Here is a 26722-nt window from a genome sequence, read left to right as displayed (position 1 = left end):
AGATGAACAAACTTCAAACTTTAGCTTTAGGATTAATTAGCAGCTCGGTACTTTTTATGAGCGCATGCAGCAAAAACAATGATGATACAACTACGCCCGTAGCTACGCTGAAAACCAACACTGTAACAGACCTTGATGGCTCAAAAGGTAACGTGTACTATAGTTTAGCTAACAACGCTGTTGTAACAGGCGCAGACACCACCGGGACAAAATGGGATGTTAAATTTTCGGGCACCAGTATTTTTATAAACAGCGGCTCGTCTGGCACAGGTACAACACAAGCGCAAGTAGTAAGCAGCACCTTTGCCGATTTAACTACAGCACCAACAAGTGGCTACAAGGCAGATGCTACCGGCGCTGCGGCAATTACAGGGTGGTATACCTATACTGCTACAACTGCACCTCAGCACGCTATTTTAATGGTTCCGGGTAAAATTATTGTGGTAAAAACCAGCGCTGGTAACTATGCCAAGATAGAAATGAAAAGCTATTACAAAGGCAACCCTGATACCACTACGCCAACATTTGCTGATTTAACCACCAGGCCGGCATCAAGAATTTACACATTTCGCTTTGCATACCAGGCAAACGGTACAACCAGTTTACAATAATTCAATTTGAGAAAGGATCAAGTCAGTTGATTCCATGTTCCGCTGCCGCGAGGGCGGCGGAACATATTTTAAAAATCCCCACAAACATGAAAATAAAAAACATTAAAAATCTGATCTTAAGCTTCATCGTATTAATGTTAAGCTACGCGCCGCAAACTATGGCGCAAACATCGCCCAAAATTGTATCTGTAAACGGTACCGTGAGCGAGATACTGGCAGGCATTGGCATGGAAGCCAATATTATTGGCACCGATATTACCAGTAACTACCCGGCTACCCTGAAAAGCAAACCCAAAGTTGGCCACAACCGTAACCTGAGTGCCGAAGGCATTTTGGCTCTGCAACCCGATATTGTAACCGGCTTATCAAATGAATTGAAGCCGGAATTGGTATCGCAATTAAAAAGCACAGGCATTAAACTGGTATTATTTACCCAAACCTATAGCGCCGATGGCACCCGCAAACTGATTAAAGATGTTGCAGCTGCTTTCGGTAAACCAAAGGCGGCCGATCCGCTGATTAAAAAACTGGATAGCGACCTGGCTGCTGCTGCAAAAGTTAATAAAGGCGCTAAACCTAAAGTATTATTTATTTACGCCCGTGGTACAGGCACCATGATGGTAGCCGGCGAAGGCACGCAGATGCAACAGATCATTGAAATGGCAGGCGGCGCAAATGCCGTTACCGGTTTCAGCGATTTTAAACCTTTAACTCCTGAGGCTTTGGTTGCCGCTAACCCTGATGTGATCTTACTGTTTAGCAGCGGTATGGATAGTTTGGGCGGTGCAGCCGGTTTATTAAATGTACAAGGCGTAGCCCAAACCAACGCAGGCAAAAACAAGCGTTTTGTTACGATGGATGGCGAACTGGTAAGCAGCTTTGGCCCAAGATTAGGATTAGCGGTTGGCGAACTGGCACAGAAAATTAAGTAATGATTGTTAAAAATCATAGCTACATACTCATTGGTTTATCGGTGCTGTTGCTGCTGGTAGTTATTGCTTCTATATGTATCGGGGCAGTACACATCCAGGTTAATCAGCTCTGGTCGATGATAAGTTATCATATTGGTTTAAGCGATAAGGCTGAGTTTACCACGCAGCAATTTGCCGTGATGTTTAACCTGCGCTTGCCGAGGGTAGTATCGGGCGTATTGATCGGCGCTGCGTTGGCTGTTGCGGGATCAGCTATTCAAGGCTTATTCCGCAATCCACTGGCCGAGCCAGGGTTGATCGGTATTTCATCAGGTGCTACACTGTTTGCGGCCTTAACTATTGTATTCGGTGGTAAACTGTTAACCCTGATGGGCAGCACTTACAGCTATTACATGTTATCGGTATCAGCCTTTATTGGTGCTTTTATTACAACATTGGCGGTGTATAAACTGGCTATGCGCAATGGCCGCACCATGATAACGGCTTTACTGTTAACAGGTATTGCCATCAATGCCCTGGCATTCTCGTTCACCGGTTTGCTTACTTATATCTCAACAGATGAACAGCTTCGTAACCTTACTTTCTGGAGTCTGGGAAGTTTAGGAGGATCGAGCTGGCTTTCGGTGGGTAGTATATTGCCTTTTATATTGATCCCTGTGCTGGTATTACCATTCATGGGTAAGTCACTTAACGCCATAGCCCTGGGCGAAACGCAAGCCGGGCACATGGGCTTCAACGTAAATAAAATAAAGCGTGCAGTGCTTTTACTGGCTACGATGTCTGTGGGGGCATCAGTTGCAGTTGCCGGTATTATCAGCTTTGTGGGGCTTGTAGTCCCGCATATTATCCGGATAGGTTTTGGTGCCGATAATAGACTGGTAATACCCGGCTCTGCTATACTGGGAGCAGCCATGCTCACCCTCGCCGATCTCGCATCGCGAACCGTAGTCGCACCTACAGAATTACCCATTGGTATTGTAACTGCACTGGCAGGTTCGCCGGTATTTATTTACATGATCAATGCACAAATTAAAAAACAACAGGTATGATCAAGGTTAATAACGTTTCTTATTCCGTTGGCAAAAAGGTGATCTTAAACAATGTTTCGTTTGAAGCTAAACCGGGCGAAATTCTTGCCATCATAGGCGCAAACGGGGCTGGTAAAAGTACCCTGCTTAAATTGTTGTGCAATGAGATGTTGCCATCTGCCGGGCAAATTCAATTCAATGATAAAGATCTGGACGATTATCCAATCAAAGAACTGGCACGCAAACGTTCGGTTTTAACGCAGCATAATACACTCAGTCTTTCATTTACCGTTAAAGAGCTGGTGCTAATGGGCAGATACCCTCATTTCGATGGTCAGCCTACGGAGCACGACATGCAAATGGTGGTTGAAGCCATGCAGGCTACAGGCGTTACCATGATGGCGGGTAGAACCTACGAAACTTTATCAGGAGGCGAGCAGCAGCGTGTGCAACTGGCGCGTGTTATTGCCCAGATCCAGGATGTGCCCAATGGCTGGTTGTTTTTGGATGAGCCTACCAACGGTCTCGATATTCTGCATCAGCAACAATTACTGATGCAGGCGCGTGATATGGCTGATAGGGGATATGGTGTGATCTGCATTCTGCATGATATTAACCTGGCCGCTGCCTATGCAGATCAGATCATGATCCTGAAACAAGGAAAAGTACAGGCTTTGGGCAACCCCGAAGAAGTGGTTACCTGCGAAAACTTGCACGATGCTTTTGGCATTAAGGTGCAATTAATGAAAAATGAAAACTTTAACTGTCCGCTGGTAATTACCACCGGGCGAATTAATTATAACTCGTAAACTAAAACAAATATGGAAAGTACAACACAAACTATAAAAGCGCAATGGGACGCTTTCAAAGAGCAAAATCCTAAAGTGCGCATCCGCGATGCTGCCAAACAACTGGGCGTAAGCGAAGCCGATCTGGTAAATACCGGCATCGGTGTAAGTGTGGTTAGGTTGAAAAATGAGTTCCCCGAACTTTTAAAAGAAGTAAATACACTGGGCAAGGTAATGGCCTTAACCCGTAACGATTATTGCGTGCACGAGCGTAAAGGCATCTACAAAAAAGCGACATTTAACGGCCATGTAGGTTTGGTGGTTACACCGGATATCGACCTGCGCTTATTTATGAGCCAGTGGGCTTTTGGTTTTGCAGTTAATGAGGCAGAGCGCCATAGCTTACAATTTTTCGATAAAAGCGGTGAGGCCGTACACAAGATCTACCTGATTGATGATAGCGACAAACAAGCTTATCAGCAACTGGTAGCAAAATATACTGCAGAAGATCAGCAGGAAACCTTAACTGTTTTACCGGCATCGGCACCAACTGTTGAGTTACCTGATAGCGAAATTAATGTTGCTGAATTTCAGGAAGGCTGGAAAGCTTTGCAGGATACGCACGATTTTCATCCATTATTGAAGAAATATCAAATTACCCGCACCCAGGCTTTGCGTTTAGCACCAGATGATTATGCGGTAAGACTGGAAGTAGCTACGCTTAAAACTATCCTGGAAAATGCATCTGCACGCGGACAAGAGATCATGGTGTTTACCGGCAGCGCAGGCTGTATCCAGATCCATACAGGCCCTATTGTTAAACTGGTAGAAACCGGCCCATGGTTCAATGTGCTCGATCCTGACTTTAACATGCACCTGCGTTTGGATGGTATTGATACTGTTTGGCTGGTTAAAAAACCTACCAATGATGGCTGGGTGCACAGCATCGAAGTATTTGATAAGGATGGAAATACCATTGTGCAATTTTTTGGCAAACGTAAACCCGGCATTCCTGAAAGCGAAGGCTGGAGAACTTTGCTTACAAACAGCACAGCTAAATAATTAAACTTTAAAAGTCCTGGTTACCTGCGGCATAGCAAGCATGCGCCGCAGGTAATGCAGGCACCAAATAACATGGCCATGTGTGAAACCCGAGTATTAGCCCAAAGCGGCACAGCCGTAATATGCGATTGCCCAGAATGTGGTATGATGAGTATATGGCATCAAAACCTGATGCTTAGTTTTACGCCCGACCAGATGGCGGCTTTCCATCAGTTTACGAGTGAACTGAACTTTGACGATCGCAGTTTCCCATTTCCCGATGGATCCGAAAGGGCAGTGGTTTGTACGCCTAACCAGGATATTAATTTCGTATTCACCAAAACAGAATGGCGCGATTTGAATGTTGCTATGGGCGAAGCATTGCAGATGTACGAAGTTTACAAACTGCTTTATTCGCGTTAGTAATTATTGTCGAGGATTTTTTGAAAGGCTTTTTGCGAAAGATTAGGTTTGCGGCTTTTGATGGCCTTAAGTAAATCTTCGTGCAAATGATGGTTCATGGCGAAGTAACCGATTCCCTGCGTATCGCGTGCCGAAAAGAAGTTGCGCATAATTAACACAAAGCTCTGGTAAAGATCGGATAGTACCGGGTTGGCGCAGGCATCGGCAATAGCCACGTGAAATGCAATGTCTGCTTCTGCACACTCTTCCGGATTTTCTGTCTTGATAGCCTGTTTACGTAGCTCCAGGTTACGTTCCATTTCTAAGATGTTGGCCTCGGTATGTTTTTCGGTAGCCAGTTTTACAATCTCTTTCTCTAATAACGACCGGGTGGCGTTAATGTCGTCAAAGTCGGCACGGCGCAAACGCTGTTCAATACCTACTGCCTGGAAATTGTTATTTACAAACGTACCCGAACCTTGCTGCACCTTCAATATGCCTGAGATAGCCAATGTCTTGATGGCCTCACGAATAGTTGATCTCCCTACACCGTAAAGTTGCATCAACTCAGGCTCAGCCGGAATTTTTTCGCCAGGTTTGTATTTACCGTCGGCAATATCCTTCCTTATCTGCTCAACTATTTTGTCGTAAAGTTTCACCGTGTGTATCAATTAATCTTATGCAAAGGTATGATGTTTGTTTCAAATATCATAATTACACTACTTTCGTTAACTATTGCTTTAGCGTTTTAATATTTAATGTATCAGTTTATTGATTGTATGTCAAATTTAAATAAACATCGCATGTATTTATTAAACATCAGATGTTTAATTGTTTTTCTGAAAATTCTTATCTATGTTTGCCTCATATTATTTCGGGCTTAGTTTTAAATGGCCCTTTAAAAAACTGATGATATGACAACTTTAGTATTTTGCATCATTCTGCTGGCAGGGGCGTACCTGGCAGGCTTGGTGGGTTCGTTAACCGGCCTTGGCGGCGGGGTAGTAATTATCCCTTTATTAACGCTGATATTTCACATCGATATTCGTTACGCCATTGGCGCGGCATTACTGGCATCCATCGCCACATCTTCGGGCGCGGCAAGTGCTTATGTAAAGGAGGGCATAACCAATATACGGTTGGGCATGTTCCTGGAAATAGCCACTACCATAGGGGCTGTAGTCGGGGCATTAATTGCGGTTTATACACCTACCAATACCATCGCTATCATGTTTGGCAGTATTTTGATCTTCTCGGCAGCAATGACCCTGCGGAAGAAAAACCAGGAAGCGTTGGCAGAAGGCAGTAAATTATCGTACCTGCTCAAACTAAACAACAGCTACCCAACCAAAGAAGGTAACGTTGAATACAAATTAAAAAATGTAGGAGCTGGGTTCTCCATTATGGCTGTAGCAGGTGTATTGTCTGGCTTATTAGGTATCGGATCCGGCGCATTAAAAGTTTTGGCTATGGATTCAACCATGCGCATCCCATTTAAGGTAAGCACAACTACCAGTAATTTTATGATTGGTGTAACCGCAGCAGCCAGCGCGGTGGTATACCTGCAAAGAGGTTACATGGATCCCGGATTGGCATTTCCGGTTATATTGGGTGTTTTGGGCGGTGCCTTTACCGGATCGAAACTGTTGACCCGGATAGACCCGAAAGCATTGCGGTTGATATTTTGCCTGGCTATAACATTTGTAGCCGTAGAGATGATCTACAACGGTTACAATCATAAATTTTAATCATCAGCATTATGAAAAAAGTTATTTCAAAAAGTTTTTGGGTTGACAAAGACGTTGAACAATTAATAGGCGAATTACTAAGGTACGGGGTTATGATAGCCAGTATTATTGTGCTTTTGGGCGGCATTATTTGCTTATATCAGCAAGGTCAGTTAACGGTGCCATCAAGGCATACATTTACCGGCGAAGGTGCAAGTTATACTACCGTAAAAGGTATTATAAATGGTGTGCGCAATCTTAATGCGCCCGATATTATACAGTTAGGCGTTTTAGCAGTAATTGCCACACCAATATTAAGAATTGCATTCTCGCTGGTTGCCTTTGTGGTAGAAAAGGATAAACTATACGTGTTTATTACCCTGTTGGTATTATGCGTAATGCTGTTCAGTATGTTTAGCGGCTTAAAAGTTTAATCGGCAGGTTCATAATTAATGTATTGTACAAAACGCGGTACGGTAGCAGTATTTGGGCTGCTGCCATGCGGTAAGGCATGATGCCAAATGATAAAATCGCCCGCATTTGCGGCTATAGGCATACTGCCTAAGGCATACAGGTTTTGTTTTTGCGGATCAACACCTTCAGGCAATGCCTCGAGCCAGGCATCAATTTTATGCTGAAAACCCGGTACCAAAGTAAATGCACCCTGGTTTGCGGCAGTGTCTGATAGGTAAAGGATGCCCTGTAAACCAAACGGAATAGGTTTAGTGAATTTTAAATCCCAATGCAGGTATGGGCCTCTAAATTTATGCGTTTCGGTCTCTGGCGGGTTAAAGCCAACGCGATCAGTATTTACCCAGATATCCCTTCGCTGCCAAAGCTCTTCATAAGCCTTTCTTATTTTATCCGATTGCCGGTTACGTTCTAAAGCCGGGTGTTGAAACAACTGCACCATAATACCCTGTTGTGATGGGTGCACATTATACCACGTAGCCGGATCATATCTCTCTACCCTGATATGCTCACAAAGCGCTGCAATTGTTTCATCACAATCTTCTTTATTGACGGCGTTTCTAATTATTACATAGCCGTTCTTATCCCAGCATTTTAAATCTTCTGGTGAGAGTATTTCGTAGGGTACAGGTTCTTTACCGGCAATGCTTTCTCCCGAGAGTATCCGGTTAAACTGCTCAATTTTGCTTTCATTTATGCCTGTACTATTTTCAGATACCCAGTTTTCAAATGATTCGAAATCCGGCGCGCTACGGTACAGGTATTGTAAGGTTGGCTCCAAGCCAATTCCCAGGGCGCTTAATAGGGTAACATCGGTTTGCCACTCGTCTTCTAACTCATCCTGTTTTAGCTGACCGTTACGTTTTAGCATGGCTTTATGCCAGTAACGTTTGAGGTGCATGATATTGAGTTTACCTTTTTCGTGCGATGAAGTTAGGTGAATAGTTAGCATAGTACTGTTATTCGTTTTTATAAATATATCCAAAATTTAGTGCAACAGGTAGCCATAAAATAAGATCGGCCATTAGGGTATCTTTTGCTATTGTAGCTTGTTCAGCCGCCATACTAATGGCTTCGGTGTAATTGGCGTTGGTTTGTAATGCTTGTAAAAAGCACCATTGCCAATACTCAATTTCCTGAAACTTGATGCGATAATGCATTCGGCTAATGGCTAAAAGGCTTTCCCGTTTTTCAGGTATTTCGGCCTCCTGATTTTGATAAACAGCTTTCACATAATCAGCCAAAGGCCAGTTGAGTTTTAATAATATTAAACCCGGCGAAGCCTGAATATTACTCGTATTAAATAGGTATAATAAGTCGTGATGGTTATTAGGTTTAACAGCCATAGCTTCCAGGCCTTTAATTCGTGCAACTTCGGCCAACGATCGTTCCAGTATAGCCAGCTCTACGGGTAAGTCAAATTCACTGGATTGATCTGTGCTTTTAGGCTGAGATGCTTTGAGGAAAGCGGCAAAGTTTTTACCCAGATCATAAAGATCGGGCGAGGTTGATGGTTGCTCAACTAAGTAAGCACGCACAAAGGTGTGGAAAAGCTCGTCGCCCAATAAATGGCAAATTGCAGGATACTCGGCCTCCATGCATTCCAGTAAACGTGCTACGTAACCACGGGCATAGATCTCGATTCTTTGTGCCGATGTTTGCCGTAAGGATGGCTGTACAACTTCTGTGTTGTTGAGCTTATAATAATCGTCGGCCAATTTTATTTTATCATGTAAAGTTCCCGGTTTTACGATGATAGAAGTGAGCCAGCGTTGTATGTTAGCCAGCTCAGTCATGCGTTATCTGCATTTGGTGGTCAACCGGGTTCGATACTGCATCTAAATAAGGAGTTTTGTAAACCGGCACTTCAGGGATGTAACCCTGCATTACCTGCTTGGCTTTTTGCACTTCGGCTACCAGTTCGGGGTATTCGGGTATATTGGCATCCCATTCCAGCAGGGTAGAAACGCCGCCGGTTAGTTCCTGCGCCAAACGGTATAAGTTCCACACCTGCGTAGGGACAGGTTGATCGTGGGTATCCAACAAATAGGTATCACAATCTGTTGGCCCCGCTACGTGCATTTGTACCACAGCCTTGTGCGGAATGTTGCGGATGTAAAACTCAGGGTCGAAGCCGTGATTAAAGCCCGAGACAAATACATTATTGACATCGAGCAATAAACCACAGCCCGTTTTACTAACCAGTTCTGATAAAAATTCCCACTCATGCAAGGTAGAACTTTGAAACTCCATGTACGTTGATGGGTTTTCGAGGATCAGCGGCCGCTGTAAAATATCCTGCACTTGGTTAACCCGATCGGCTACATGTTGGAGGCTTTCGAGTGTTAGGGGCAGGGGCAGCAGATCGTGGGTGTTGAGGTGGGCAACGCCTGTCCAGCATAAATGATCGGAGATCCAAACCGGTTTTACAAAATCGGCCAGTTCCTTTAACTGTTTCAGGTAATTAAGATTCAGCGGATCTGTACTGCCGATGGACATAGACACACCGTGCATCACAACGGGCCTTATGGCGCAAATATGTTCGAGCACATGCCTGCCATAGCCAAAATTATTAATGTAATTTTCGCTGATGATCTCAAACCAGTCAACCACCGGGTCATTTTGCATGAGGTGGCTGTAGTGTTTGCTGCGTAAACCAACGCCCAGGCCCAAATTTGGCAGGCCCAGGCGGTTTGTATCGGTTATACTCATATTGTGAATATTTGATCAGGTAGATGGAGGGAATGCCAACCGGATATCGCTTGGTTTCGGTTTTTCGGGAAGGGGTTGTTTCCTGTGATTTAGTACCTCAGTGTAAGCATTCCATGCAATATCATGTACCATATCGCCGGTGTTGAACGGAACGGTTTCACCATCTATCTTCTGGATAGGGTGCGGTGGCCTCGGCCCGAAATTGTTTAACTCCATAATACCCGATGTTATAGCACTCTGGCCACTACCCGAAATAACCGGATAAATTTGCGATGCCGAAATTGGCACGGCGCAGCCGCCGAAGCTACTGCAAACATTATCGCCAGGCGCACTATAAACCGTTACCGGAGGTTTTGGCGGCTTAGGGCCGCATAAATTCTCGGCTGTTTTTAGCGACATCACACTGCTGCCGCATGATTTGGATTGACCAACCTGCTGCACAAAACCACAACCGCCTTGTGCCTTACAAGAGTTTGAACCACGGCAGTTATGATAAATTTCGGCAGATGCACAAGTGGCAGGATCGGCTGTACTTGGTTCATTGAGATCCAAGCCCTGGCAGGCATGATAAAGCACGCCATCTTTAATTGGCTGTACCCCGCGCGAAAGATCTGGCAGTTGGCCAAATACCGCCCAGCACATCATCAGCCTGTCGCCAGAGCCACCCATGGATGGGAATGGGAAACCAACACCCGCATTTGCCCAAAACTGATCGAGCACGGTTGTAATCCCTGCAATAGCACCGGTTGCTATTTCGCAGAACTGCTGATAGTTAGCCTCGCGTTTAGGATCGTTCAAATCACCGGTACCGCTTGGGTCGTTCAATCTGTTTAAAGCACCTGCAATTTCCTCGGCTTTTGGTAAAGGGTATTTGTTCTGGTCGTATGTATCTGTTTTAAGGTCCTCGGGTTGCCATTTATTGAGGCCCGGTCTTGTTTTTTTGTGCCAGGTTGGCCAGGTTACAATCCGGTCGCATTCCAGATCGGTTCTTATTTCTATAAAGCGTTCGTAATGGTCGTGCTCACCGTTACCGTGGCGTGCAAAAGCATGGCTTGAAGGGGCAGGTTTACCGGTATCAGTAAAGTTGGGGTAATCTGTTTTTAGTGCTTCATCAGCTGCCTGGTTAATCGGTTTTACAGCCTGTAAACCAAATGACGGACGCATGTTTTTGGTAATATCGGCACCTTCGCCCTGGTCGGTAATGGCACAGATCAATCTGAACACCAGTTCTTTTGCCCGCTCCGGCAACCAGCCTTCAATTACGGTATCCATATCCTGAAACTCCTTGTAAGGGTGGCCGGATGATACGGTATTAAATATATCCTGCTGGATGGCTGCGGGTTGATAGATCTTTTCCCAAAGTGTGGTTACTTCACCGTCAAGATCTTTGTAGGTAATGTCCAGATAATCCCAAAGGCACTGGTACATCTGGCCTATACTGCCAAACATCGGTAGTGTATCGCCTTGTTGCCAGTTTTCAAACGGTGCGGTTGGGAAGTATTTATGTTTTTCTTCGTCCTTAACCCGTCCCTTGGCAATCTCTTCACCAGCTTCAATCGCCAGGAAAAGATCATTTTGGGTATGGTTCAGTTCATCAAGCTTAACCCTGATTTTGGTATAGTCGATACCTTCGTAAAAGTCTTTACAGTCTTTCAGGTCGATAATGCCTGGTATCACAGTCGAATCCGGGCTGTAACATTGCCATGCATAGTTATCGGCCTTGGGCGATAGCTGGGTAAATACCGGCACTACGCCAACTGCAGTGGCAATGTTTGATGCCAGTTGCAGGTGCAGCATTTCTTCAATAAACACACTGAAAATGGTATTAAATGCTTTCTCATTCTCGGGAATGTTTTTAGATGGATTAATCCCCGGCCTGAATGTAGGAGCCAGGCCCGGCCATAAACGCCCCTGGTACAAACTGTTTTGCCCGGTAATTTGGTGCACACCTTGTATGGAGTACAACGTTGTCATGTAAAGCGGGATGGTAAACAGTTCTACATTTACTGCGGTTTGCACAATGGCCTTAACAGCGGCATAATCAGTTTCAAAAAGCGACGGGTCGCGGTCGAAGAGATCTTTTTTGTCTGCTTGTGTTTTCATGAAATGGATAGGTTATTTGGTGCAATAAATGTATCAAATAATTATCCATACAAACAAATAAGTTGTACCTGAAATTTGGGGTTTATGTACCTTATTTATAGGTGGGTAATAGGGGGAAATAAAGTGGTTTTTACCCTGTGCAATAATTGATATGCTCACAAACTTTGTCATTTCGACGAACCGGGCAGGACATTGTGTAGTTGGAGGTGAGGCGAAATCTTCTACATTATGCTTCAATCTCCGTAAGAAAGCATGTAGCATAAGATTTCTCACCCTTGCCCCACAATTGCCCACGCTTCAAGGTTCGAAATGACAAAAGTTGCAGACATAATATAATATAGGTAATAATCGGATTTTAAACTTTATCGACTACTGCTTATCCAAAATAGAATTAATTACACCGGCCAGCCTAATGCCGCCTTTTTCAATTCTTTTTTCGAGGATGGGTAGGTGTTGCTGATAATATTCTTCGGTAAAATTATTGTCTTGCGCAGCTTCTTCATACAGGATGCTGCTGATCTGGTACGATTCCCATAACCAGATCATTACCGGGTCTTTTTGCCATTTTTCTATTTCAACAGGTGTAGCGTTGTCATATTCGGTAGCCATTTTTTTGTACGAGAAGCCCTGGTGGTCTATAATACCTTCGTCCCATAAACTGTGCAGGCTTTCGTTGTATCCGCTATGGATTATTTGGATGTTATTGCCGCCTTTATCCTCCGCATGGCTAACGTGCATCGGCTGGTGCAAATCGCCAACAATGTGCACAATAAACTTTAAAGCAAGGGCTTTTTGCGTTCTCGATTTGGTAGGGTCGCCCAGTTCGTGTTCGAAATTGAGCAGGGCTTTGTAGCCGTTATCACCCGGTGAATTGGTTATAGCATTGGCAAATTGATCGAAGGTATAGCCACTCGGCAAGTTTACAAAGTGCCAGGGCGCGGTGTATTTGTACTGAGGGTTACTGCGTAATTCATCAGCATAAGTACTTACATCGGCCAGTGATTCATTACCCAGCAACTTTTTAACGGCTAAACGCGCGTTAGGGGTGAGGTGATTCTCGGCTATCTGGGCCACAGCGCGGTGACCGGTTACACCCCAAGATACCAGGCTTAAAGAACATACGGCCATTAAGGCCAATACAAAGTACTTTTTCATCGACATATAAACATATAAAGTGATGTAAATATGAGTATGTTATATGAAGATGTGATTAAGAGAGCAAGGATTTTTAGAAGAAGGACAAAGGACAAAAGGAGTAAGGATTAAGAGAGCAAGGATTTTTAGAAAAATGATAAAGGACAGGATATAGTATAGATGTTCGTCCTTCATCCTTTTTTTCGTCCTTACTCTTTTGTCCTTTATCTTTCTTCTGCTAACAGCGCCACTACTTCTTGCCAGTTATTGGCCCGTTGGTGGTGGTTGTAGCTCACATTATGGAAGGCATGGAACATAATAGTTTTGCCTTTAAAATTATCGAGGTTTTTAAGGTGGTCATCAATCATGTAATCGGTATTGATAATGCTTTTATCGCCGCAAAATATAATGTTTTTCCAGCTAATGGCTGGGAAGTGGGTATTTAACCATTCCAGTTTTTCGGGCAAACTTAAGGGGAATTCCATAGCTGCCGATACGATATAGATTTCGAATTTCTCTGATAGTGTTTTAATAGCTTCCTGTGCGCCTTCCATAAGTGGGAGCGTGGAGAAAAAACCCGGCGTTAAAACATATTTGCGCATCATACCTTTTTCGGGAAAGGCAGTTTCTTCGGTTTTACCGGCTAACTGGTCTTTGGTCATCTTGATGCCGAAGTCGCGTTCGTACCAGTTTAACCATTGGGTTTCTACATCGGCTAAAACGCCGTCCATATCTATAGCAATTGTTTTTTTCTTGTCTGCAATACTCATACTGCAAATAAAAGGGTAAAGGAGGAAGGATAAAAGAGAAAGGACAAAAGATAAAAGAGAAAGGATAAAAAAGAAAAAGAGTACGTAAGGGTTGAAAGATAAACGCAAATAATTGAGCGATAAATTTAAGACGCTCATTTTGTGTCTTTCGTCTATTGTCTTTCGTCATTTCTCCTATAAATATTGTCACATTTTAAAATTTTAAACGTCTTGTAGGTAGGTTTTACAAAAGGTAAGAAAAGTTTCTTACCTAAAATTTGTTTCGTACGAAAATATTCCTACCTTTGATTTGGAGATAAATATGGAAGCACAAAACAAGCAAATAGAGCCTACTAAATCGGAGTTGGAAATACTACAGGTGTTATGGGAATTAGGCCCATCTACCGTACGTGCGGTTAACGATGAGCTGCTGAAACAAAAGGATGTAAACTATACGACCACCTTAAAGCTGATGCAGATTATGGCCGACAAAGGCATCCTGAAACGCGACGAAAGCCAGATGAAACATATTTACAGCGTGGTAGAGGAGGAGCAGAAAACCAAGGCCCATTTGCTGGATAAGTTTGTGGATTCGATGTATAAAGGTTCGGCAGGTAAACTGGTAATGCAGCTGTTGGGCAACAAAAAGGCATCGCAACAAGAATTGCAGGATATAAAAGACCTGCTTAAAAAACTAGAAGAATAATTGATCATTTAAAAGAGATACGATCATGGATCTTTCAATGGTAAAGGAAACAGCTGGTTATGTAGTTAAGGCATTATGTAATACATTGGTGCATTCACTATGGCAGGGTTTGTTACTGGCTGCTGTGGCGGGTTTAATTGTGATCTGCACCAGACGGTCGAGCCCGGCCCGCAGGTATAATTTGCTGATCGCCTCTTTGGTGTTATTTGCCTGTTCGGTTACTTATACTTTAATAGATCAACTGCAGGAAGTGCAGGTTTATAGAACAATAGTGCTTATAAAACCGCATCAATTGCATAACAATGCGGCCGATGTACGTATTAAAATTACTACCCCTGTGTTCCCTCAAATCAGAATGATCAATGATAGTAAACTGTTCAACTACTTAAATGAGCATTCTTATACCATTGTATTAGTATGGTTCCTGATTGTTTTTGCACGCTGTTTACAGTTGATTACAGGTTTGCATAGTTTATATTATATGCGCCGCAGAAACATTTTCGCTGTGGATGAAGCCTGGGAAACCCGGGTGAAGGAGTTAGCCCAACGACTGGGTATTAAGCAAATTGTCCATATTGCAGAATCGGGCATGGCCAAGGCGCCAATGGTTATTGGTCATCTGAAACCGCTGATCCTCATTCCTGTCGGCTTGATGACCACCTTATCTACTGATGAAATTGAAGCCATACTGGTGCATGAACTGGCGCACATCCGCCGCCGCGACTATTTGGTGAACCTGCTGGTAAGTTTAATGGAGATCGTTTTCTTTTTTAACCCGGCCGTATTATGGATCTCCTCATTAATTAAAGCCGAACGCGAGAACTGTTGCGATGATATTGCTGTAGCACAAACCAGCAGCAAGGTAAACTACATCAGGGCACTGGTTTCGTGCCAGGAGTACCAGCTTTCGGCACCGGCTTACGCTATGGCTTTCAGCGGACGTAAAAACCATTTAATGGGTAGGGTAAAGCGCATGGTATCTAATAATAACCAGTCGCTTAATGTAATGGAGAAATCGTTACTGGCCCTATGCCTGGTTACAGCCGGATTATTGACTACTGCTTTCTCTAACGCCGATAAAATAAACAAACTGGTTGATAACACAGCCAAAGTAATTACTCATGTAAGCAAATCAATTAAACAAGAAGTAACATCAGAAACTGTGACTGAAATACCGGATAGTGCCACCATTAAACCGGTTACAACGGTTGCAGCTGAGGTTAAACCCGTAACTGATACAGCCGAAAGAGTAATACCTGTGGAGAATGATACGATCATACATATAGCAAAAACGCCACAGCCAATTGATGAAATAACACCCATAAAAGAACCCATACGGCCTATTGATCCGATTACCCCGATTACTCCGATTAATGTTAAACTGGATTTGAAAGTAGGAGTCGATCCACAAACCCTGGTTAAACTTAATGATGCGAATCAAAAGATACAGGATGCTAATCACAAAATTAAATTAGCAGCAGTACAAACCAGGCTGGCCGATCAGCAAGCTTACACTGCTTCAAAAGCTAGTTATGATGCTGACAGACTAAAATCGTACAAGCCGTATGATGCGGCAGATTATAAACCTTATGATGCCAATAGAGAGAAAAGCAACAGGGATAAACTTACCGCAGAATTGGTAAAGCAAGGCATTATTCAAATGCATAGCGACCTGGAATCTTTTAAACTGAGTGACACTGAATTTATCGTGAACGGCAAGAAGATGCCGGATGATGTTTTCCTGAAGTTCAAGAAAGCATTTGTGCCGGCACCTGATAAAGGTAAAAAAGGAAGCTGGTCGTGGATGTATAACTATAATACAGAAACAACAATCCAATAAATATTTTAAGCCTGATTTTTAATTCACAGAAATGGTGAACAGGGAAAACTATGCCTTAAAGTTCACCAATAGACTATAACACAACCTTAAAAACATACCATACAATGAGACTAAAAATTGCGGCTTTAATAGCCACATGGATAACTATTGCCTCAACTTTTGCATTTGCCCAAACGGGTTTTAAAATAAGCGGTCAGGTTAATGGGAGCGACGGCAAATCAATGGATGGGGCTACCGTATACCTTTTACGTGCTGCCGATTCTGTACTGGTTAAAACGGCCTTGGCTAATCAATCAGGTGTTTATCAGTTTGAGAATGTGAAGCAGGGTGATTACAAGCTTTCAGTAACCATGATGGGCTATCAGAGATATAAAAGTGAAGTGATTAAGCTAAGTCAAAAGGATATAACTATCCCCGCCATTATCTTACAGCAAAGTGGTACCACTTTAAAGGAAGTAACCATCAGCAGCCAAAAACCGTTGGTAGAGCATTTGATTGACCGCACAATTGTTAATCCCGATGCCTTAATCAGCAACGCAGGTGGAACAGCTATTGATGTTCTGGAAAAATCGCCGGGCGTTATAGTTGATGAGAATGGCGCCATCAGCCTGCAAGGCAAAGGTAATGTGAAGATCTTTATTGATGGTAAACCGACGTATCTTTCCGGTATCGATCTGGAAAATTATCTCAAATCCCTGCCATCATCAAGTATAGATCAGGTTGAATTGATGACCAATCCACCTGCCAAATATGATGCTGCGGGTAATGGCGGGGTGATTAATATCCGTACAAAAAGGGGTAAGGCTAAAGGCTTTAATGGTGGGGTAAACCTCAGTTATTCGCAGGGGCACTATGCCAAAACTAACGATAGCTTTAACTTCAACTACCGCGATAACAAGTTTAACCTGTTTGGTAACCTTAGCCTCAGTACCAGCAATAATTATAACGATCTGGATATTAACCGCCACTTTGTGGATGATAACGATCAGCCGGTTACCAATTTCCTGCAAAACTCCTTTATCCGCCGTAAATCGCAGAGCTATAATAGTAAGATTGGATTAGATTATTATGCTTCAGACAAAACCACGCTGGGTATCGGCCTTACCGGGTTGATTAACCCAGGTACTGAGCGTGTGCTAAACAGCAGTAAGTTTATGGATGCCCAGAACGTGCTCGATTCAACCATTATTGCCCATAACGCGCAAGACCGTACCTTTAAAAACGGTGGTATCAACCTAAACTATCGCCACGAGTACGATAAAAAAGGCCACGAGCTAACAGCAGATGTAGATTACTTAACCTATAACACCAACAATAACCAAACTTTTAACAACTACAGTTACCTGCCCGATGGTACGCTGGCCGATAATGATATGCTAACCGGTACGCTACCTGCTAATATCCACATTTACTCGGCCAAGGCAGATTATACGCACCCGTTGAATGATGGGATTAAGCTCTCAGTTGGTGGTAAAACCAGCTATACCAAAACAGATAATGTAGCCGATTACTTTTATACCGTTAATGATGTAACCACACCAGATTACGGCAAAACCAACCATTTTATTTATAAAGAAACCATCAATGCGGGTTATATCAACGCCAGCAAGGATTTTAAACGGGTTTCTATCCAGGCGGGCTTACGGTTTGAGAATACTGTTTCAGATGGTAACCAGTTAGGTAATGTGCAAAAGCCGGACTCGACCTTTAAACGCAACTACGGTGGCTTTTTCCCTACCTTTTATTTCCAGTACAAAATTGATAGCGCGGGTAAACAAACTATCGGCTTAAACTATGGCCGCAGGATTGACCGTCCGTATTACGAAGATCTGAACCCCTTTATTGCGCCACTGGATAAATTTACCTATTACGCTGGTAACCCTTTCCTGAAACCTTCATACACCAACGAGATTGAAATAACCCATACCTATAAAAACATTACCACCAGTCTGGATTACAGCAAAACACACGATGATGTAAACGAAACCATTGAAATTGTGGACGGTATTTATTACAGTCGCCCCGGTAATATTGGTACTACCATTAATAAGGGTATTTCTGTTAACGCCACGTTCGATCCTTATAAATGGTTTAACTTTAATATGTACGCAAGCCTCATCAATATCCACACCATCAGCGATTTTTATACCGGCACGCTGGATACCAAAGGCACATTTTGCTTCTTAAAACCGGTAATGCAGTTTAAATTCAAGAACGACTGGACCTGGCAGGTTGATGGCATGTACCAAAGCAAGGTTACTTCGGCTCAATTTATAGTAGGGCAAAGGGGAAGGGTTAATACAGGCTTATCTAAGAAACTCTCGGGTAGCACTTCGCTTAAACTGGTGGTGAATGATATTTTCAAAACCATGGTAAACAGCGGTGTTATTAATAACCTGGCCAATACCCACGCTGATTACCATAACGTAAGCGATAGCCGTACTGCAGTTGTATCACTGAGTTATCGTTTCGGTAAGGCCATCTCTGACCAGCGGAAGCATAACGCTAACGGTGCAGAGAGCGAACAAAACAGGGTAAAGAACTAAATAAAGTGAATTTTACCCCTTGAAATACCGTGAAATCACTACCCGGTAAGCGGTGGCCGAATCTTAATTTTAAGCACTAAATCTTAAAACGCAGATCAAATGGCCATGTATACCACCCGGGTAGAAATTCTGGGATCGAAAGAAGAAAACATCTATCACAAAATTGATAACCTGATGAAGGCAGCAGGCTTCGGCAAAACCATCCAGCTTACATCGCGCAGCCCTATACATGAGCTGCCTGTTGGTTACTATAACTGGATAGGCGAGGTTAACCCCAATGCCGTGCTCGAAGCTGCTATCAATGCCACTATGCATATCAGCAAAAAAGTGAAGATCATGGTGAACAGGGCTGATGGGATTAGGGGATTGGCGTAAGGCAGAACTTGATCAAATTGTTATTCAAAATAGCAGGTAAATCAGTTTCCTTTATTTATGTCTGTCATTTCGACGATAGGAGAAATCTTATGCTCTTAAAAGGCAAGCTATACAAGATTTCTCCTATCGTCGAAATGACAAAGTTTTTAATTTATTGGTAAAACTTAGTCCGGTCAGACTTAACGGTAATCAAAAAGCCCAAACTTATTTTTAGTTTGTGAGTATTATAAATACTACAGAATTTGAATAATGATAAAGCGACTACTGATTACTGCTTGTATAATGGCTGCAATAACTTTAACCCATGCCCAGCAACATAGTGCCGATTTAATTGAGGTTATTTCTTTCGGAAAGAATCAGCCTATTGGGGTTACGGTTGCGCCTAGTAGTAACCGGTTATTTGTTTCCTTTCCACACCGCGAACCTTATGTTTATGGGCTCACCGAAATAGTGAATGGCGAGCGTGTACCTTTCCCAAATGCCGAATGGAATAAATTTGTAACCGATAAGCCCGAAAACCATTTTGTAAACGTACAGGACCTATACGCAGATGATCAAAATTACCTGTGGGTGTTAGACTCCGCTCCGGCAGGGGCATCGTCTGTTTTTGGTAATGATAAGGGTGCGCCTGCACAGGGGCAGTTTAAACTGATCCAGATTGATCTGGATGCTAATAAAGTAAAGCATATCTACACTTTTGATGATCTGCCGAAAGATAAAAGCGCGCTCAACGATATGTGTATTGATAACAGTAAGCAACTGGCTTATTTATCAGATCCTGGTTTGCACGCCATTGTGGTACTGGACTTGAAGAGCGGCAAAAGCAGGGTAGTACTCCAAAACGATAAGTCGACCTCGGTTGTGCCGGGTTTTAAATTGCATCTGGATGGTAAGGATGTGGTTGATGATAACGGTAAGCCATTTACCTCAAACGTTAACGGCATCGCTTTAACCAAGGATAACAAATACTTCTACTTTAGGGCCATTAACCAAACCAAGTTGTATAGGATCCTCACAACAGATCTTGCTAATCCATCACTTACCGATGCTGATCTATCATCCAAAGTAGAAATGGTGGCCGAAACGGGCGTGTGCCACGGTATGATAGCCGATGTAAAAGGCAATATTTACCTCAGTGATTCGCCCGACCATGCCATACAATATGTTACGCCCGATGGTAAAGTACATTTCCTGGTAAAGGACGAAAGACTGATCTGGCCCGACTCATTTGGTATTGGAAACGATGGTTATCTGTACTTTAGCTGTTCGCAGGTGAACCGATTGCCTAAGTATAATGGCGGGCAGGATAAGGTTGAATATCCGTTCCGCGTTTATAAAGTTAAATTGCCTTAATTATTATTGCAATCATCCCTAAACAGAAACAATATTTATTATTTTTGCGGCATACAATATTGTTTAAAAGTACGTTTAGAGGGGTAGTAAAACCCCAGTAAAAAAAGGTTCAAACACGGTCAAATGTTAAAATGTGTGAAATCATATATTTTAAACAATAAATGATCTTAATTTGGGCTAAATTTCACAGATGAAAATAAAATATACCCTTCTACTTGTTTTTTGTGCATTCCTGATACAAAGCTGTAAAAAAGACGGCGTTACAGCATCCACTACAACTACTGCGCCTATCTCACCTTTTCAGGCTTATTTAGACGGAACTTTATGGGCACCCAGCGATACGCTGAGCGCCGTTGTAACTTATAACCCAACAACAAAAACAAGGGTACTAACCTGCAGTGCAACACATGCGCAAAAACAGGTTACTATGGCTATTACAAATACCAATTCACCTGCCGGTGTTAATTTCCCGATAGGCACGTATACATCAAATGCAACATTTAACTATAGCACACTGCAAAACGTAGGCGGTAAATATGTATACACACCATTTGGCACCACTAAAGATGGTTCTCAGCAAATCATCATTGCATCAATTGATACGGTGAAGAAAACCCTGACGGGTACTTTTAACTTTATTTCTACCAACACGGTTTACGATAACAACGGCAACTTTGTATCTATCAGTATTGCACAAATAGCAACCGGGCAGTTAACCAGCTTGCCTTATACTTACAAAACGGTAACCAACTAAGCGAAGATATTTTCAATAAAAAAAGCCGTCTCAATTAATGTGACGGCTTTTTTTTGTTTAATGAAATGCTGATTGTATTTATTGAACAGGAAGTGTAAACCAGAATGTACTGCCTACACCCAGTTTACTATCTACGCCAATTTCGCCGCCGTGGCGTTTAATAATTTCGGCGCTGATGTACAGGCCAAGGCCAAGGCCCGAGAATTGGGTGCCGCTATGGTCGGCACGATAATAACGATCAAACAGGTGAGGGATTTTTTCCGGCAAAATACCCGGTCCTTTATCCGCCACAGATATTTTTACCTTGTTGTCTAACTTTTCAACCGCAATAATTATATCAATTGAATTGGGCGCATACTTAGCCGCATTGTTTAAAAAGTTGATCATAACCTGTTCAACCCGTTGCTCATCAGCATAAATAAACGAATCAAGATCGCCGTTTATGTTTAATTGATGTACGCCTGCAGAAAGCAAGTGATAGCTGCTGCTGTTAATCATATCACCAACCACAAACTGTTTTTTTCGTAATTGCAGTTGGCCATGGGTAATACGGTTAACATTTAAAAGATCATTGATCAGGTTGTTCAGTCTTTCCAGGCTGCGTCCCGATTGGTCTATCAGTTTAGCCAGCATAACAGGGGATGGATTGTTCTTCATCCGCTCTAATAACTGGATAGAAGCCTTCAGGCTGGTAACCGGCGTTTTTAACTCGTGGCTGGCAATACTGATAAAATCGTCTTTTTGCTGTATTGATTTTCTGCGTGCGGTAACATCTGTAAAAGTTACCACGCCGCCATTCAGTTTCCCGTTTTGATCAATAAGCGGTGCTGCATTGATAGAGATGTATGAACGTTCTTTATCCTCAAACTGTATGGCTATTTCGTGGTCGTAAATAGCTCTTTGCGTGGCAAACATAATTGCCATAGGGTGCTCATCATCCGGTAGGGCAGAGCCATCGATATGCAAATTTTGCCATTTGGGGTTATCTGCAGAAAATAAAGCCGCTTCCCCATCTTTAATGCCAAAAATGGTTTGCGCCATTGGGTTGGCATATATTAGTTTGCCTTCGGTGTCAACAATACCTACGCCCTCGGCCATGGTATCCAATATACTTTGCAGGCGTTGCTGGTTTCCACGCAGGTTTTCTTCAATCTTTGTTTTTTCGCGGATGTTGATCTCCAGCTCGTGTGTGCGTTCTTTAACCGTATTTTCCAGATTGAGGTTTAAATGGTACGCTATCTCCTGGGCTTGTTCAAGCTGTGCGTTTTTTTGCTCTAAAAGTTCCTGGGTTGCCTTTTGTTCTGTTAAGTCAGTAATAATAACACTTAACGAGAGGCCTTCATCCAGATCAAGTGTTTTTAGCGAAAGTAAGGCCGGGATTTTTGGACTATAATTAGTAAGTAATGATAGTTCGCCTTTGGTATTGCCTTTCCAGGCTTTATTAATTAACGACTCGCATTCTTCCAGGCAATCTTCGGTAATAAATTTATAAAATGATTTACCGGTAACTTTTTCGAGCGGTAAGCCAACCAATTGGGCAAACTGCGAATTGCTATATAAAATATGGCCGTTCTCATTAAGCGTAACCGCGCCTTCGGTCATTTGCTCAATAAAAATGCGATAAGTTTGATCGGCGCTTTTTAGGGTATACAATTGGTGCCCTTCGCCGTCGTTCACAATCAAAGCATCAACCTCACCTGTACGGATGGCTTCGATGGTATCGGTCGCTTCTTCTAATCTGAAGCGCGTTTCCTCCATTTCAAGCTGTAAATCTTTCAGCTCTTTTAACAGGTCCTGATAGGTTCTTGTAGTTTCCAAACTGTGAAAAATTTACAATAAGCCAAGGCCGCGAAGTACCTTATTTGTGTCAGACATGTCTCCGACCAATCTTCGCATGGGGGCCGGATCTTTTTTTATCAATACAGGTATAGCCGATATATCTTCACTCTTAGCCAGCAAAGGCTGTTGGTAAACATCAATAATCTCTAACTCGTACCTATCTTTTAAATGTTGTTCTAAAATAACATGCAGGTTATTAATTGCCCGTACAGAAGCAGGAGATGTGCCGGTTACAAACAAACGCAGCTTAAAAATCTGTTCATCATTCGTATCCCAATCAATAGCATCATCGTTTTTATTTGTCATGTTATATTTTAGTTATGCTATTATTTTTTGGTACGGATATCAAGCCCAACTAAAACTTTTTCTTCGTTAGATAGGTCGCCAATAATTTTACGTACCGGCTCCGGTACTTTTTTAACAAGGGTAGGGATGGCCAAAATCTGGTCGCCTTCCGCCAATTGCGGTTGTACCAGCAAATCTATTACCTCAATGCTATATTGGCCCTTTAAATGTTCTTCACAATATTTTTTAAGGTTATTTAATGCAGTTACAGATTTTGTTGTTTTACCTGCCACATATAGCCTTAATTCATAAGCTTTACCCACTACTTTTTATTTTTTTTATTTTTACTTTTTGTTGTGTCTATATCGTCGTCAATATTTTTACCCCTTAAGCTGGTTAACTTTTGGCGGTTTTGCTGCAGTACATCCTGTTTAATGGCTTCTTCTACATAAGTCTTATTCAGTTCTGCTTCAGTCGATTCAAATTCAGATCTCAAACTTTCAATTTTCGATTCCAAAACTTTGCGTTTACGTAACAGCTCCTGGTCTTTAAAGCCAATAGAGTGTGTGTGTAGTACCTGCCCGGTTTCTTCCAGCAGTATTTGAGCCTCACGCGCCGAACCTGTAAGTATGCCATCAGGCCCCACATAAACATCAATAAGGTCTAAACCTTTGTCTGAAATTAAAAATTCACGCACCTGGTTAGAGTGTTTCATCCCGCGCGATTTCATAATGTATAAACCGCGGTTACGCTCGCCATTCAATTCAATATCCCTGATTAGTAACCAGGCATCAACCAATGATGATACGCCCTCGTCCGTTTGCTCACTTACAACCGTGTTTAATGATAAAGCTGTAAACATCACGGTAATTTGCTCTTCCTGTAAAAAATCGATCAGCCTTACCAGCATCGATTTTACTTCACTTACCGAACCAACCGTAATCAGGTTAGTTATCGGGTCTAAAATAACTACTTTAGGTTTAAATTTCTTGATAGCCTTATGTATGGCAACCAGATGCATCTCCAAGCCATATAGGGTTGGGCGCGATGCATAAAACTGTAACAAGCCTTTATCTATATGGTTTTGCAGATCCATGCCAATAGAGCGCATATTACGGATAATTTGGGCCGGCGACTCTTCAAACGCAAAAAACAAGCACTTTTCGTTACGCAAGCAGGCTTCATTACAGAAACTGGCTGCTATGCTGGTTTTGCCCGTACCTGCGGTGCCCGAAACTAAAATGCTGCTGCCACGGAAAAAGCCACCCTTGCTCAGCATCTTATCAAGTGCAGGTATGCCTGATGAGAATCTGTCGGACGATACCGGTTTATCTAACTTTAATGAGGTTACCGGTAGCACCGATATACCATCTTCGTCAATTAAAAAAGGATACTCATTGGTACCATGCGTAGTACCCCGGTATTTAACAATACGTAAACGGCGGGTAGAGATCTGGTTGATAATGCGGTGATCCAGTAAGATCACACAATCAGATACATACTCTTCCAACCCCTGGCGGGTTAAGGTTTTTTCGCCTCTTTCGCCGGTAATAATAGCGGTAACGCCTTTATCTTTTAACCATTGAAACAACCTGCGCAGCTCAGCACGCAGAATAGCTTGATTAGTTAGGCCAGAGAAAAGGTTCTCGATGGTATCCAGCACAACACGCTTGGCGCCAATACTGTCAATCGCGTAGTTTAAGCGTATAAATAAACCTTCAAGGTCATATTCGCCGGTTTCTTCAATTTCGCTGCGGTCAACATGAATATAATCTATCTTGATTTTTTTCTGCTGTTGAAGTTCGTTCAGATCGAATCCTAATGAAGCTACGTTGGTGGCCAGCTCATCTGCCTTTTCTTCAAATGCTATAAAAACACCCGGTTCATTGAACTGAAGAGCGCCCCGCACAATAAACTCGATGGACAGTAGCGTTTTACCACAACCTGCGCTGCCGCATACTAAAGTGGGCCTGCCGGTTGGCAAGCCGCCCATGGTAACTTCATCTAATCCTATAATACCTGTTGGTGTTTTGGGCAATTCTTTAGGCAGTTGCCTGGGGGTTATCGGTGCTTTTTTAGAAGGCATATTGAAACTATATGGAAATTACTAATGTAGCAATTATTTTTATTACTAATTAAATAAGGGTTATGCTTGTGTAGCTCTTTTGGTGTAAACTTTTAATAGCATAATAAACTTAAATGGCATTAAAGTGTTTTTCAAAAAGCGGTTTATTGATAATCAATAACATACTTATTACATTAAGCTGATCTAATATATGAGCAGTAGCCTATACATTTGATTTAACTATACCATTTGATATGAAATACAGAAATTTTGGAAACGGAGAAAAGCTTTCGGCCATTGGCCTGGGCTGTATGAGCATGAGCCATGCCTATGGTGTGCCCGATGATAAAGAATCAATAGCAACACTAAACTACGCACTAGAACTGGGCATTAACTTTTGGGATACCGCCGATGTTTATGGCAGTGGGGTGAACGAAGAGCTGATATCCAACGTATTAGTGCCTAACCGCGATAAAATATTTATAGCTACCAAGTTTGGTTTTACCCAGCGTGAGGGCAGCAATGGCTACGGAATGGTGTTTGATGGATCGCCGGCTTATATGAAAAAGGCCCTCGAAGCTAGCTTAAAGCGATTGAAGGTTGATGTGATCGATCTATACTACGCCCACCGCATCGACCCCAATGTACCCGTTGAAGAAATGGTAGGCGCTATGGGTGAGTTAGTTAAAGAAGGTAAGGTACGTTATCTGGGTTTGTCTGAGGCTTCGGCAAACTCCATCCGCAAAGCACATGCAACCCACCCGATTGCTGCTGTGCAAAGCGAATATTCCCTATTAACCCGCGATGTAGAAGCAAGTGTATTGCCAGCCTGTAAGGAGTTGGGAATTGCCTTTGTGCCGTTTAGCCCGCTGGCCAGGGGATTAATGACCAATACCTTAAACTTAAAAGATTTACCCGATAACGACTTCCGCAAAAAGCTGCCGCGTTACCAGGAAGAACACCAGGACAACAACCAAAAACTGGCACAATCTTTTGCCGATCTGGCTGCTGAAATTGGTTGCAGTCCGGCACAACTTGCCCTGGCCTGGGTACTAAAACAAGGTGACAATATCATCCCGATACCGGGTACAAAAAAGCGGGATAAGTTGGCCGATAACGCCGGGGCTCCTGACGTAGAATTGTCAGCAGAAAATTTGAGCGACATAGAAGACCTCCTTAAAAAATATCCAAATACAGGTGCCAGATACGATGAATCTGCCGCTAAAATGGTAGATAAAAGTTAAGAATTGACATTTTATCG

General features: G+C 42.8%; 26 protein-coding genes. 15 read left to right on the top strand and 11 right to left on the bottom strand.

From position 1 onward, the window contains the following. Positions 1 to 2 precede the first annotated feature (2 nt). From PQO05_RS15960 to PQO05_RS15935, 6 genes are all read left to right on the top strand, one after another. Complete coding sequence (locus PQO05_RS15960; protein ID WP_273628376.1) at positions 3 to 611, top strand: HmuY family protein; 609 nt, start codon at positions 3 to 5, stop codon at positions 609 to 611. 86 nt (positions 612 to 697) lie between these two features. Next, the gene (locus PQO05_RS15955) at positions 698 to 1543 is read left to right on the top strand and encodes a heme/hemin ABC transporter substrate-binding protein (RefSeq protein ID WP_273628374.1); all 846 of its coding nucleotides are present in this window, start codon (positions 698 to 700) and stop codon (positions 1541 to 1543) included. Then, entirely contained in the window at positions 1543 to 2592 is a 1050-nt protein-coding gene (locus tag PQO05_RS15950; RefSeq protein WP_273628372.1) for a FecCD family ABC transporter permease, read from the top strand. Before PQO05_RS15955 ends, PQO05_RS15950 begins: the two co-directional genes overlap by 1 nt. Next, entirely contained in the window at positions 2589 to 3380 is a 792-nt protein-coding gene (locus PQO05_RS15945) for a heme ABC transporter ATP-binding protein (protein WP_273628370.1), read from the top strand. The genes PQO05_RS15950 and PQO05_RS15945 overlap by 4 nt, the downstream gene beginning before the upstream one ends. Positions 3381 to 3392: 12 nt before the next feature. After that, positions 3393 to 4421 (top strand): hemin-degrading factor, encoded by a 1029-nt coding sequence (locus PQO05_RS15940; protein WP_273628369.1) that lies wholly within the window; start codon positions 3393 to 3395, stop codon positions 4419 to 4421. 78 nt (positions 4422 to 4499) lie between these two features. Continuing rightward, positions 4500 to 4823 (top strand): DUF6686 family protein, encoded by a 324-nt coding sequence (locus tag PQO05_RS15935; RefSeq protein ID WP_273628368.1) that lies wholly within the window; start codon positions 4500 to 4502, stop codon positions 4821 to 4823. Here PQO05_RS15935 and PQO05_RS15930 read toward each other — a convergent pair. Then, positions 4820 to 5461, bottom strand: coding sequence for a FadR/GntR family transcriptional regulator (locus tag PQO05_RS15930; protein WP_273628367.1), 642 nt, complete (start codon positions 5459 to 5461; stop codon positions 4820 to 4822). The genes PQO05_RS15935 and PQO05_RS15930 overlap by 4 nt on opposite strands. 255 nt (positions 5462 to 5716) lie before the next feature. Here PQO05_RS15930 and PQO05_RS15925 point away from each other — a divergent pair, with 255 nt between their 5' ends. Continuing rightward, positions 5717 to 6550 carry a sulfite exporter TauE/SafE family protein gene (locus PQO05_RS15925; RefSeq protein ID WP_273628366.1) on the top strand — a complete coding sequence of 278 codons (834 nt, stop codon included), beginning with the start codon at positions 5717 to 5719 and terminating at the stop codon, positions 6548 to 6550. A gap of 11 nt (positions 6551 to 6561) precedes the next feature. After that, positions 6562 to 6963, top strand: a complete 402-nt coding sequence (locus PQO05_RS15920) for a DUF1634 domain-containing protein (protein WP_273628365.1) — start codon at positions 6562 to 6564, stop codon at positions 6961 to 6963. Here PQO05_RS15920 and PQO05_RS15915 read toward each other — a convergent pair. The 6 genes from PQO05_RS15915 to PQO05_RS15890 all read right to left on the bottom strand — a co-directional run bounded on the left by PQO05_RS15915 (position 6960) and on the right by PQO05_RS15890 (position 13719). Further along, the gene (locus PQO05_RS15915; protein ID WP_273628363.1) at positions 6960 to 7952 is read right to left on the bottom strand and encodes a phytanoyl-CoA dioxygenase family protein; all 993 of its coding nucleotides are present in this window, start codon (positions 7950 to 7952) and stop codon (positions 6960 to 6962) included. The genes PQO05_RS15920 and PQO05_RS15915 overlap by 4 nt on opposite strands. 7 nt (positions 7953 to 7959) lie before the next feature. Continuing rightward, positions 7960 to 8796, bottom strand: a complete 837-nt coding sequence (locus tag PQO05_RS15910) for an HvfC/BufC N-terminal domain-containing protein (RefSeq protein ID WP_273628361.1) — start codon at positions 8794 to 8796, stop codon at positions 7960 to 7962. Next, positions 8789 to 9712, bottom strand: coding sequence for an MNIO family bufferin maturase (bufB, locus tag PQO05_RS15905; RefSeq protein ID WP_273628359.1), 924 nt, complete (start codon positions 9710 to 9712; stop codon positions 8789 to 8791). Before bufB ends, PQO05_RS15910 begins: the two co-directional genes overlap by 8 nt. A gap of 15 nt (positions 9713 to 9727) precedes the next feature. Further along, positions 9728 to 11815, bottom strand: a complete 2088-nt coding sequence (locus PQO05_RS15900) for a ferritin-like domain-containing protein (protein ID WP_273628358.1) — start codon at positions 11813 to 11815, stop codon at positions 9728 to 9730. Between the two features lie 369 nt (positions 11816 to 12184). Continuing rightward, positions 12185 to 12970, bottom strand: a complete 786-nt coding sequence (locus PQO05_RS15895; RefSeq protein ID WP_273628357.1) for a S1/P1 nuclease — start codon at positions 12968 to 12970, stop codon at positions 12185 to 12187. 203 nt (positions 12971 to 13173) lie between these two features. Then, entirely contained in the window at positions 13174 to 13719 is a 546-nt protein-coding gene (locus PQO05_RS15890; RefSeq protein ID WP_273628355.1) for a 5' nucleotidase, NT5C type, read from the bottom strand. A 301-nt stretch (positions 13720 to 14020) separates the two neighbouring features. On the opposite strand from PQO05_RS15890, the gene PQO05_RS15885 reads away from it, so the two are divergent. The 6 genes from PQO05_RS15885 (at position 14021) to PQO05_RS15860 (ending at position 21272) form a co-directional block, all read left to right on the top strand. Next, positions 14021 to 14404 (top strand): BlaI/MecI/CopY family transcriptional regulator, encoded by a 384-nt coding sequence (locus tag PQO05_RS15885; RefSeq protein WP_273628353.1) that lies wholly within the window; start codon positions 14021 to 14023, stop codon positions 14402 to 14404. Between the two features lie 25 nt (positions 14405 to 14429). Beyond that, positions 14430 to 16244: a M56 family metallopeptidase gene (locus tag PQO05_RS15880; protein WP_273628352.1), complete on the top strand. Its 1815-nt coding sequence runs from the start codon at positions 14430 to 14432 to the stop codon at positions 16242 to 16244. A 104-nt stretch (positions 16245 to 16348) separates the two neighbouring features. After that, a complete protein-coding gene (locus PQO05_RS15875) occupies positions 16349 to 18790 on the top strand; it encodes a TonB-dependent receptor (RefSeq protein ID WP_273628351.1) in 2442 nt (813 codons plus the stop codon). Positions 18791 to 18889: 99 nt separating this feature from the next. After that, positions 18890 to 19165: a hypothetical protein gene (locus PQO05_RS15870; protein ID WP_273628349.1), complete on the top strand. Its 276-nt coding sequence runs from the start codon at positions 18890 to 18892 to the stop codon at positions 19163 to 19165. Positions 19166 to 19414: 249 nt separating this feature from the next. After that, on the top strand, positions 19415 to 20518 hold the full coding sequence (locus tag PQO05_RS15865) for an SMP-30/gluconolactonase/LRE family protein (protein WP_273628348.1): 1104 nt from the start codon (positions 19415 to 19417) through the stop codon (positions 20516 to 20518). 190 nt (positions 20519 to 20708) lie between these two features. Beyond that, entirely contained in the window at positions 20709 to 21272 is a 564-nt protein-coding gene (locus PQO05_RS15860; RefSeq protein ID WP_273628346.1) for a DUF6252 domain-containing protein, read from the top strand. Between the two features lie 78 nt (positions 21273 to 21350). Here the strand turns inward: PQO05_RS15860 and PQO05_RS15855 are convergent, their stop codons facing one another. Genes PQO05_RS15855 through kaiC form a run of 4 tightly spaced genes read right to left on the bottom strand, consistent with a single transcriptional unit; the run spans position 21351 to position 25482 of the window. Next, complete coding sequence (locus PQO05_RS15855) at positions 21351 to 23090, bottom strand: ATP-binding protein (protein ID WP_273628345.1); 1740 nt, start codon at positions 23088 to 23090, stop codon at positions 21351 to 21353. A gap of 12 nt (positions 23091 to 23102) precedes the next feature. Further along, positions 23103 to 23417, bottom strand: a complete 315-nt coding sequence (locus tag PQO05_RS15850) for a circadian clock KaiB family protein (RefSeq protein WP_273628344.1) — start codon at positions 23415 to 23417, stop codon at positions 23103 to 23105. Between the two features lie 20 nt (positions 23418 to 23437). Then, positions 23438 to 23719, bottom strand: coding sequence for a circadian clock protein KaiB (kaiB, locus tag PQO05_RS15845; RefSeq protein ID WP_273628343.1), 282 nt, complete (start codon positions 23717 to 23719; stop codon positions 23438 to 23440). Then, complete coding sequence (gene kaiC / locus PQO05_RS15840; RefSeq protein ID WP_273628341.1) at positions 23719 to 25482, bottom strand: circadian clock protein KaiC; 1764 nt, start codon at positions 25480 to 25482, stop codon at positions 23719 to 23721. The genes kaiB and kaiC overlap by 1 nt, the downstream gene beginning before the upstream one ends. A gap of 233 nt (positions 25483 to 25715) precedes the next feature. Here kaiC and PQO05_RS15835 point away from each other — a divergent pair, with 233 nt between their 5' ends. Further along, positions 25716 to 26705: an aldo/keto reductase gene (locus PQO05_RS15835; protein ID WP_273628339.1), complete on the top strand. Its 990-nt coding sequence runs from the start codon at positions 25716 to 25718 to the stop codon at positions 26703 to 26705. The last annotated feature ends 17 nt before the right edge of the window (positions 26706 to 26722 follow it).

This window comes from Mucilaginibacter jinjuensis (genome assembly GCF_028596025.1).
In the GTDB taxonomy this organism is placed as follows: Bacteria; Bacteroidota; Bacteroidia; order Sphingobacteriales; family Sphingobacteriaceae; genus Mucilaginibacter; species Mucilaginibacter jinjuensis.
The sequence above is the reverse complement of the archived record's forward strand: the minus strand, read 5'-3'. Positions and strand labels throughout refer to the sequence as shown.

Excerpts from the sequence above, each read along its gene's own strand:
- PQO05_RS15960 (WP_273628376.1), top strand. The coding sequence starts at position 3 with ATGAACAAACTTCAAACTTTAGCTTTAGGATTAATTAGCAGCTCGGTA.
- PQO05_RS15955 (WP_273628374.1), top strand. The coding sequence starts at position 698 with ATGAAAATAAAAAACATTAAAAATCTGATCTTAAGCTTCATCGTATTA.
- PQO05_RS15950 (WP_273628372.1), top strand. The coding sequence starts at position 1,543 with ATGATTGTTAAAAATCATAGCTACATACTCATTGGTTTATCGGTGCTG.
- PQO05_RS15945 (WP_273628370.1), top strand. The coding sequence starts at position 2,589 with ATGATCAAGGTTAATAACGTTTCTTATTCCGTTGGCAAAAAGGTGATC.
- PQO05_RS15940 (WP_273628369.1), top strand. The coding sequence starts at position 3,393 with ATGGAAAGTACAACACAAACTATAAAAGCGCAATGGGACGCTTTCAAA.
- PQO05_RS15935 (WP_273628368.1), top strand. The coding sequence starts at position 4,500 with ATGTGTGAAACCCGAGTATTAGCCCAAAGCGGCACAGCCGTAATATGC.
- PQO05_RS15925 (WP_273628366.1), top strand. The coding sequence starts at position 5,717 with ATGACAACTTTAGTATTTTGCATCATTCTGCTGGCAGGGGCGTACCTG.
- PQO05_RS15920 (WP_273628365.1), top strand. The coding sequence starts at position 6,562 with ATGAAAAAAGTTATTTCAAAAAGTTTTTGGGTTGACAAAGACGTTGAA.
- PQO05_RS15915 (WP_273628363.1), bottom strand. The coding sequence starts at position 7,952 with ATGCTAACTATTCACCTAACTTCATCGCACGAAAAAGGTAAACTCAAT.
- PQO05_RS15910 (WP_273628361.1), bottom strand. The coding sequence starts at position 8,796 with ATGACTGAGCTGGCTAACATACAACGCTGGCTCACTTCTATCATCGTA.
- bufB (WP_273628359.1), bottom strand. The coding sequence starts at position 9,712 with ATGAGTATAACCGATACAAACCGCCTGGGCCTGCCAAATTTGGGCCTG.
- PQO05_RS15900 (WP_273628358.1), bottom strand. The coding sequence starts at position 11,815 with ATGAAAACACAAGCAGACAAAAAAGATCTCTTCGACCGCGACCCGTCG.
- PQO05_RS15895 (WP_273628357.1), bottom strand. The coding sequence starts at position 12,970 with ATGAAAAAGTACTTTGTATTGGCCTTAATGGCCGTATGTTCTTTAAGC.
- PQO05_RS15890 (WP_273628355.1), bottom strand. The coding sequence starts at position 13,719 with ATGAGTATTGCAGACAAGAAAAAAACAATTGCTATAGATATGGACGGC.
- PQO05_RS15885 (WP_273628353.1), top strand. The coding sequence starts at position 14,021 with ATGGAAGCACAAAACAAGCAAATAGAGCCTACTAAATCGGAGTTGGAA.
- PQO05_RS15880 (WP_273628352.1), top strand. The coding sequence starts at position 14,430 with ATGGATCTTTCAATGGTAAAGGAAACAGCTGGTTATGTAGTTAAGGCA.
- PQO05_RS15875 (WP_273628351.1), top strand. The coding sequence starts at position 16,349 with ATGAGACTAAAAATTGCGGCTTTAATAGCCACATGGATAACTATTGCC.
- PQO05_RS15870 (WP_273628349.1), top strand. The coding sequence starts at position 18,890 with ATGGCCATGTATACCACCCGGGTAGAAATTCTGGGATCGAAAGAAGAA.
- PQO05_RS15865 (WP_273628348.1), top strand. The coding sequence starts at position 19,415 with ATGATAAAGCGACTACTGATTACTGCTTGTATAATGGCTGCAATAACT.
- PQO05_RS15860 (WP_273628346.1), top strand. The coding sequence starts at position 20,709 with ATGAAAATAAAATATACCCTTCTACTTGTTTTTTGTGCATTCCTGATA.
- PQO05_RS15850 (WP_273628344.1), bottom strand. The coding sequence starts at position 23,417 with ATGACAAATAAAAACGATGATGCTATTGATTGGGATACGAATGATGAA.
- kaiC (WP_273628341.1), bottom strand. The coding sequence starts at position 25,482 with ATGCCTTCTAAAAAAGCACCGATAACCCCCAGGCAACTGCCTAAAGAA.
- PQO05_RS15835 (WP_273628339.1), top strand. The coding sequence starts at position 25,716 with ATGAAATACAGAAATTTTGGAAACGGAGAAAAGCTTTCGGCCATTGGC.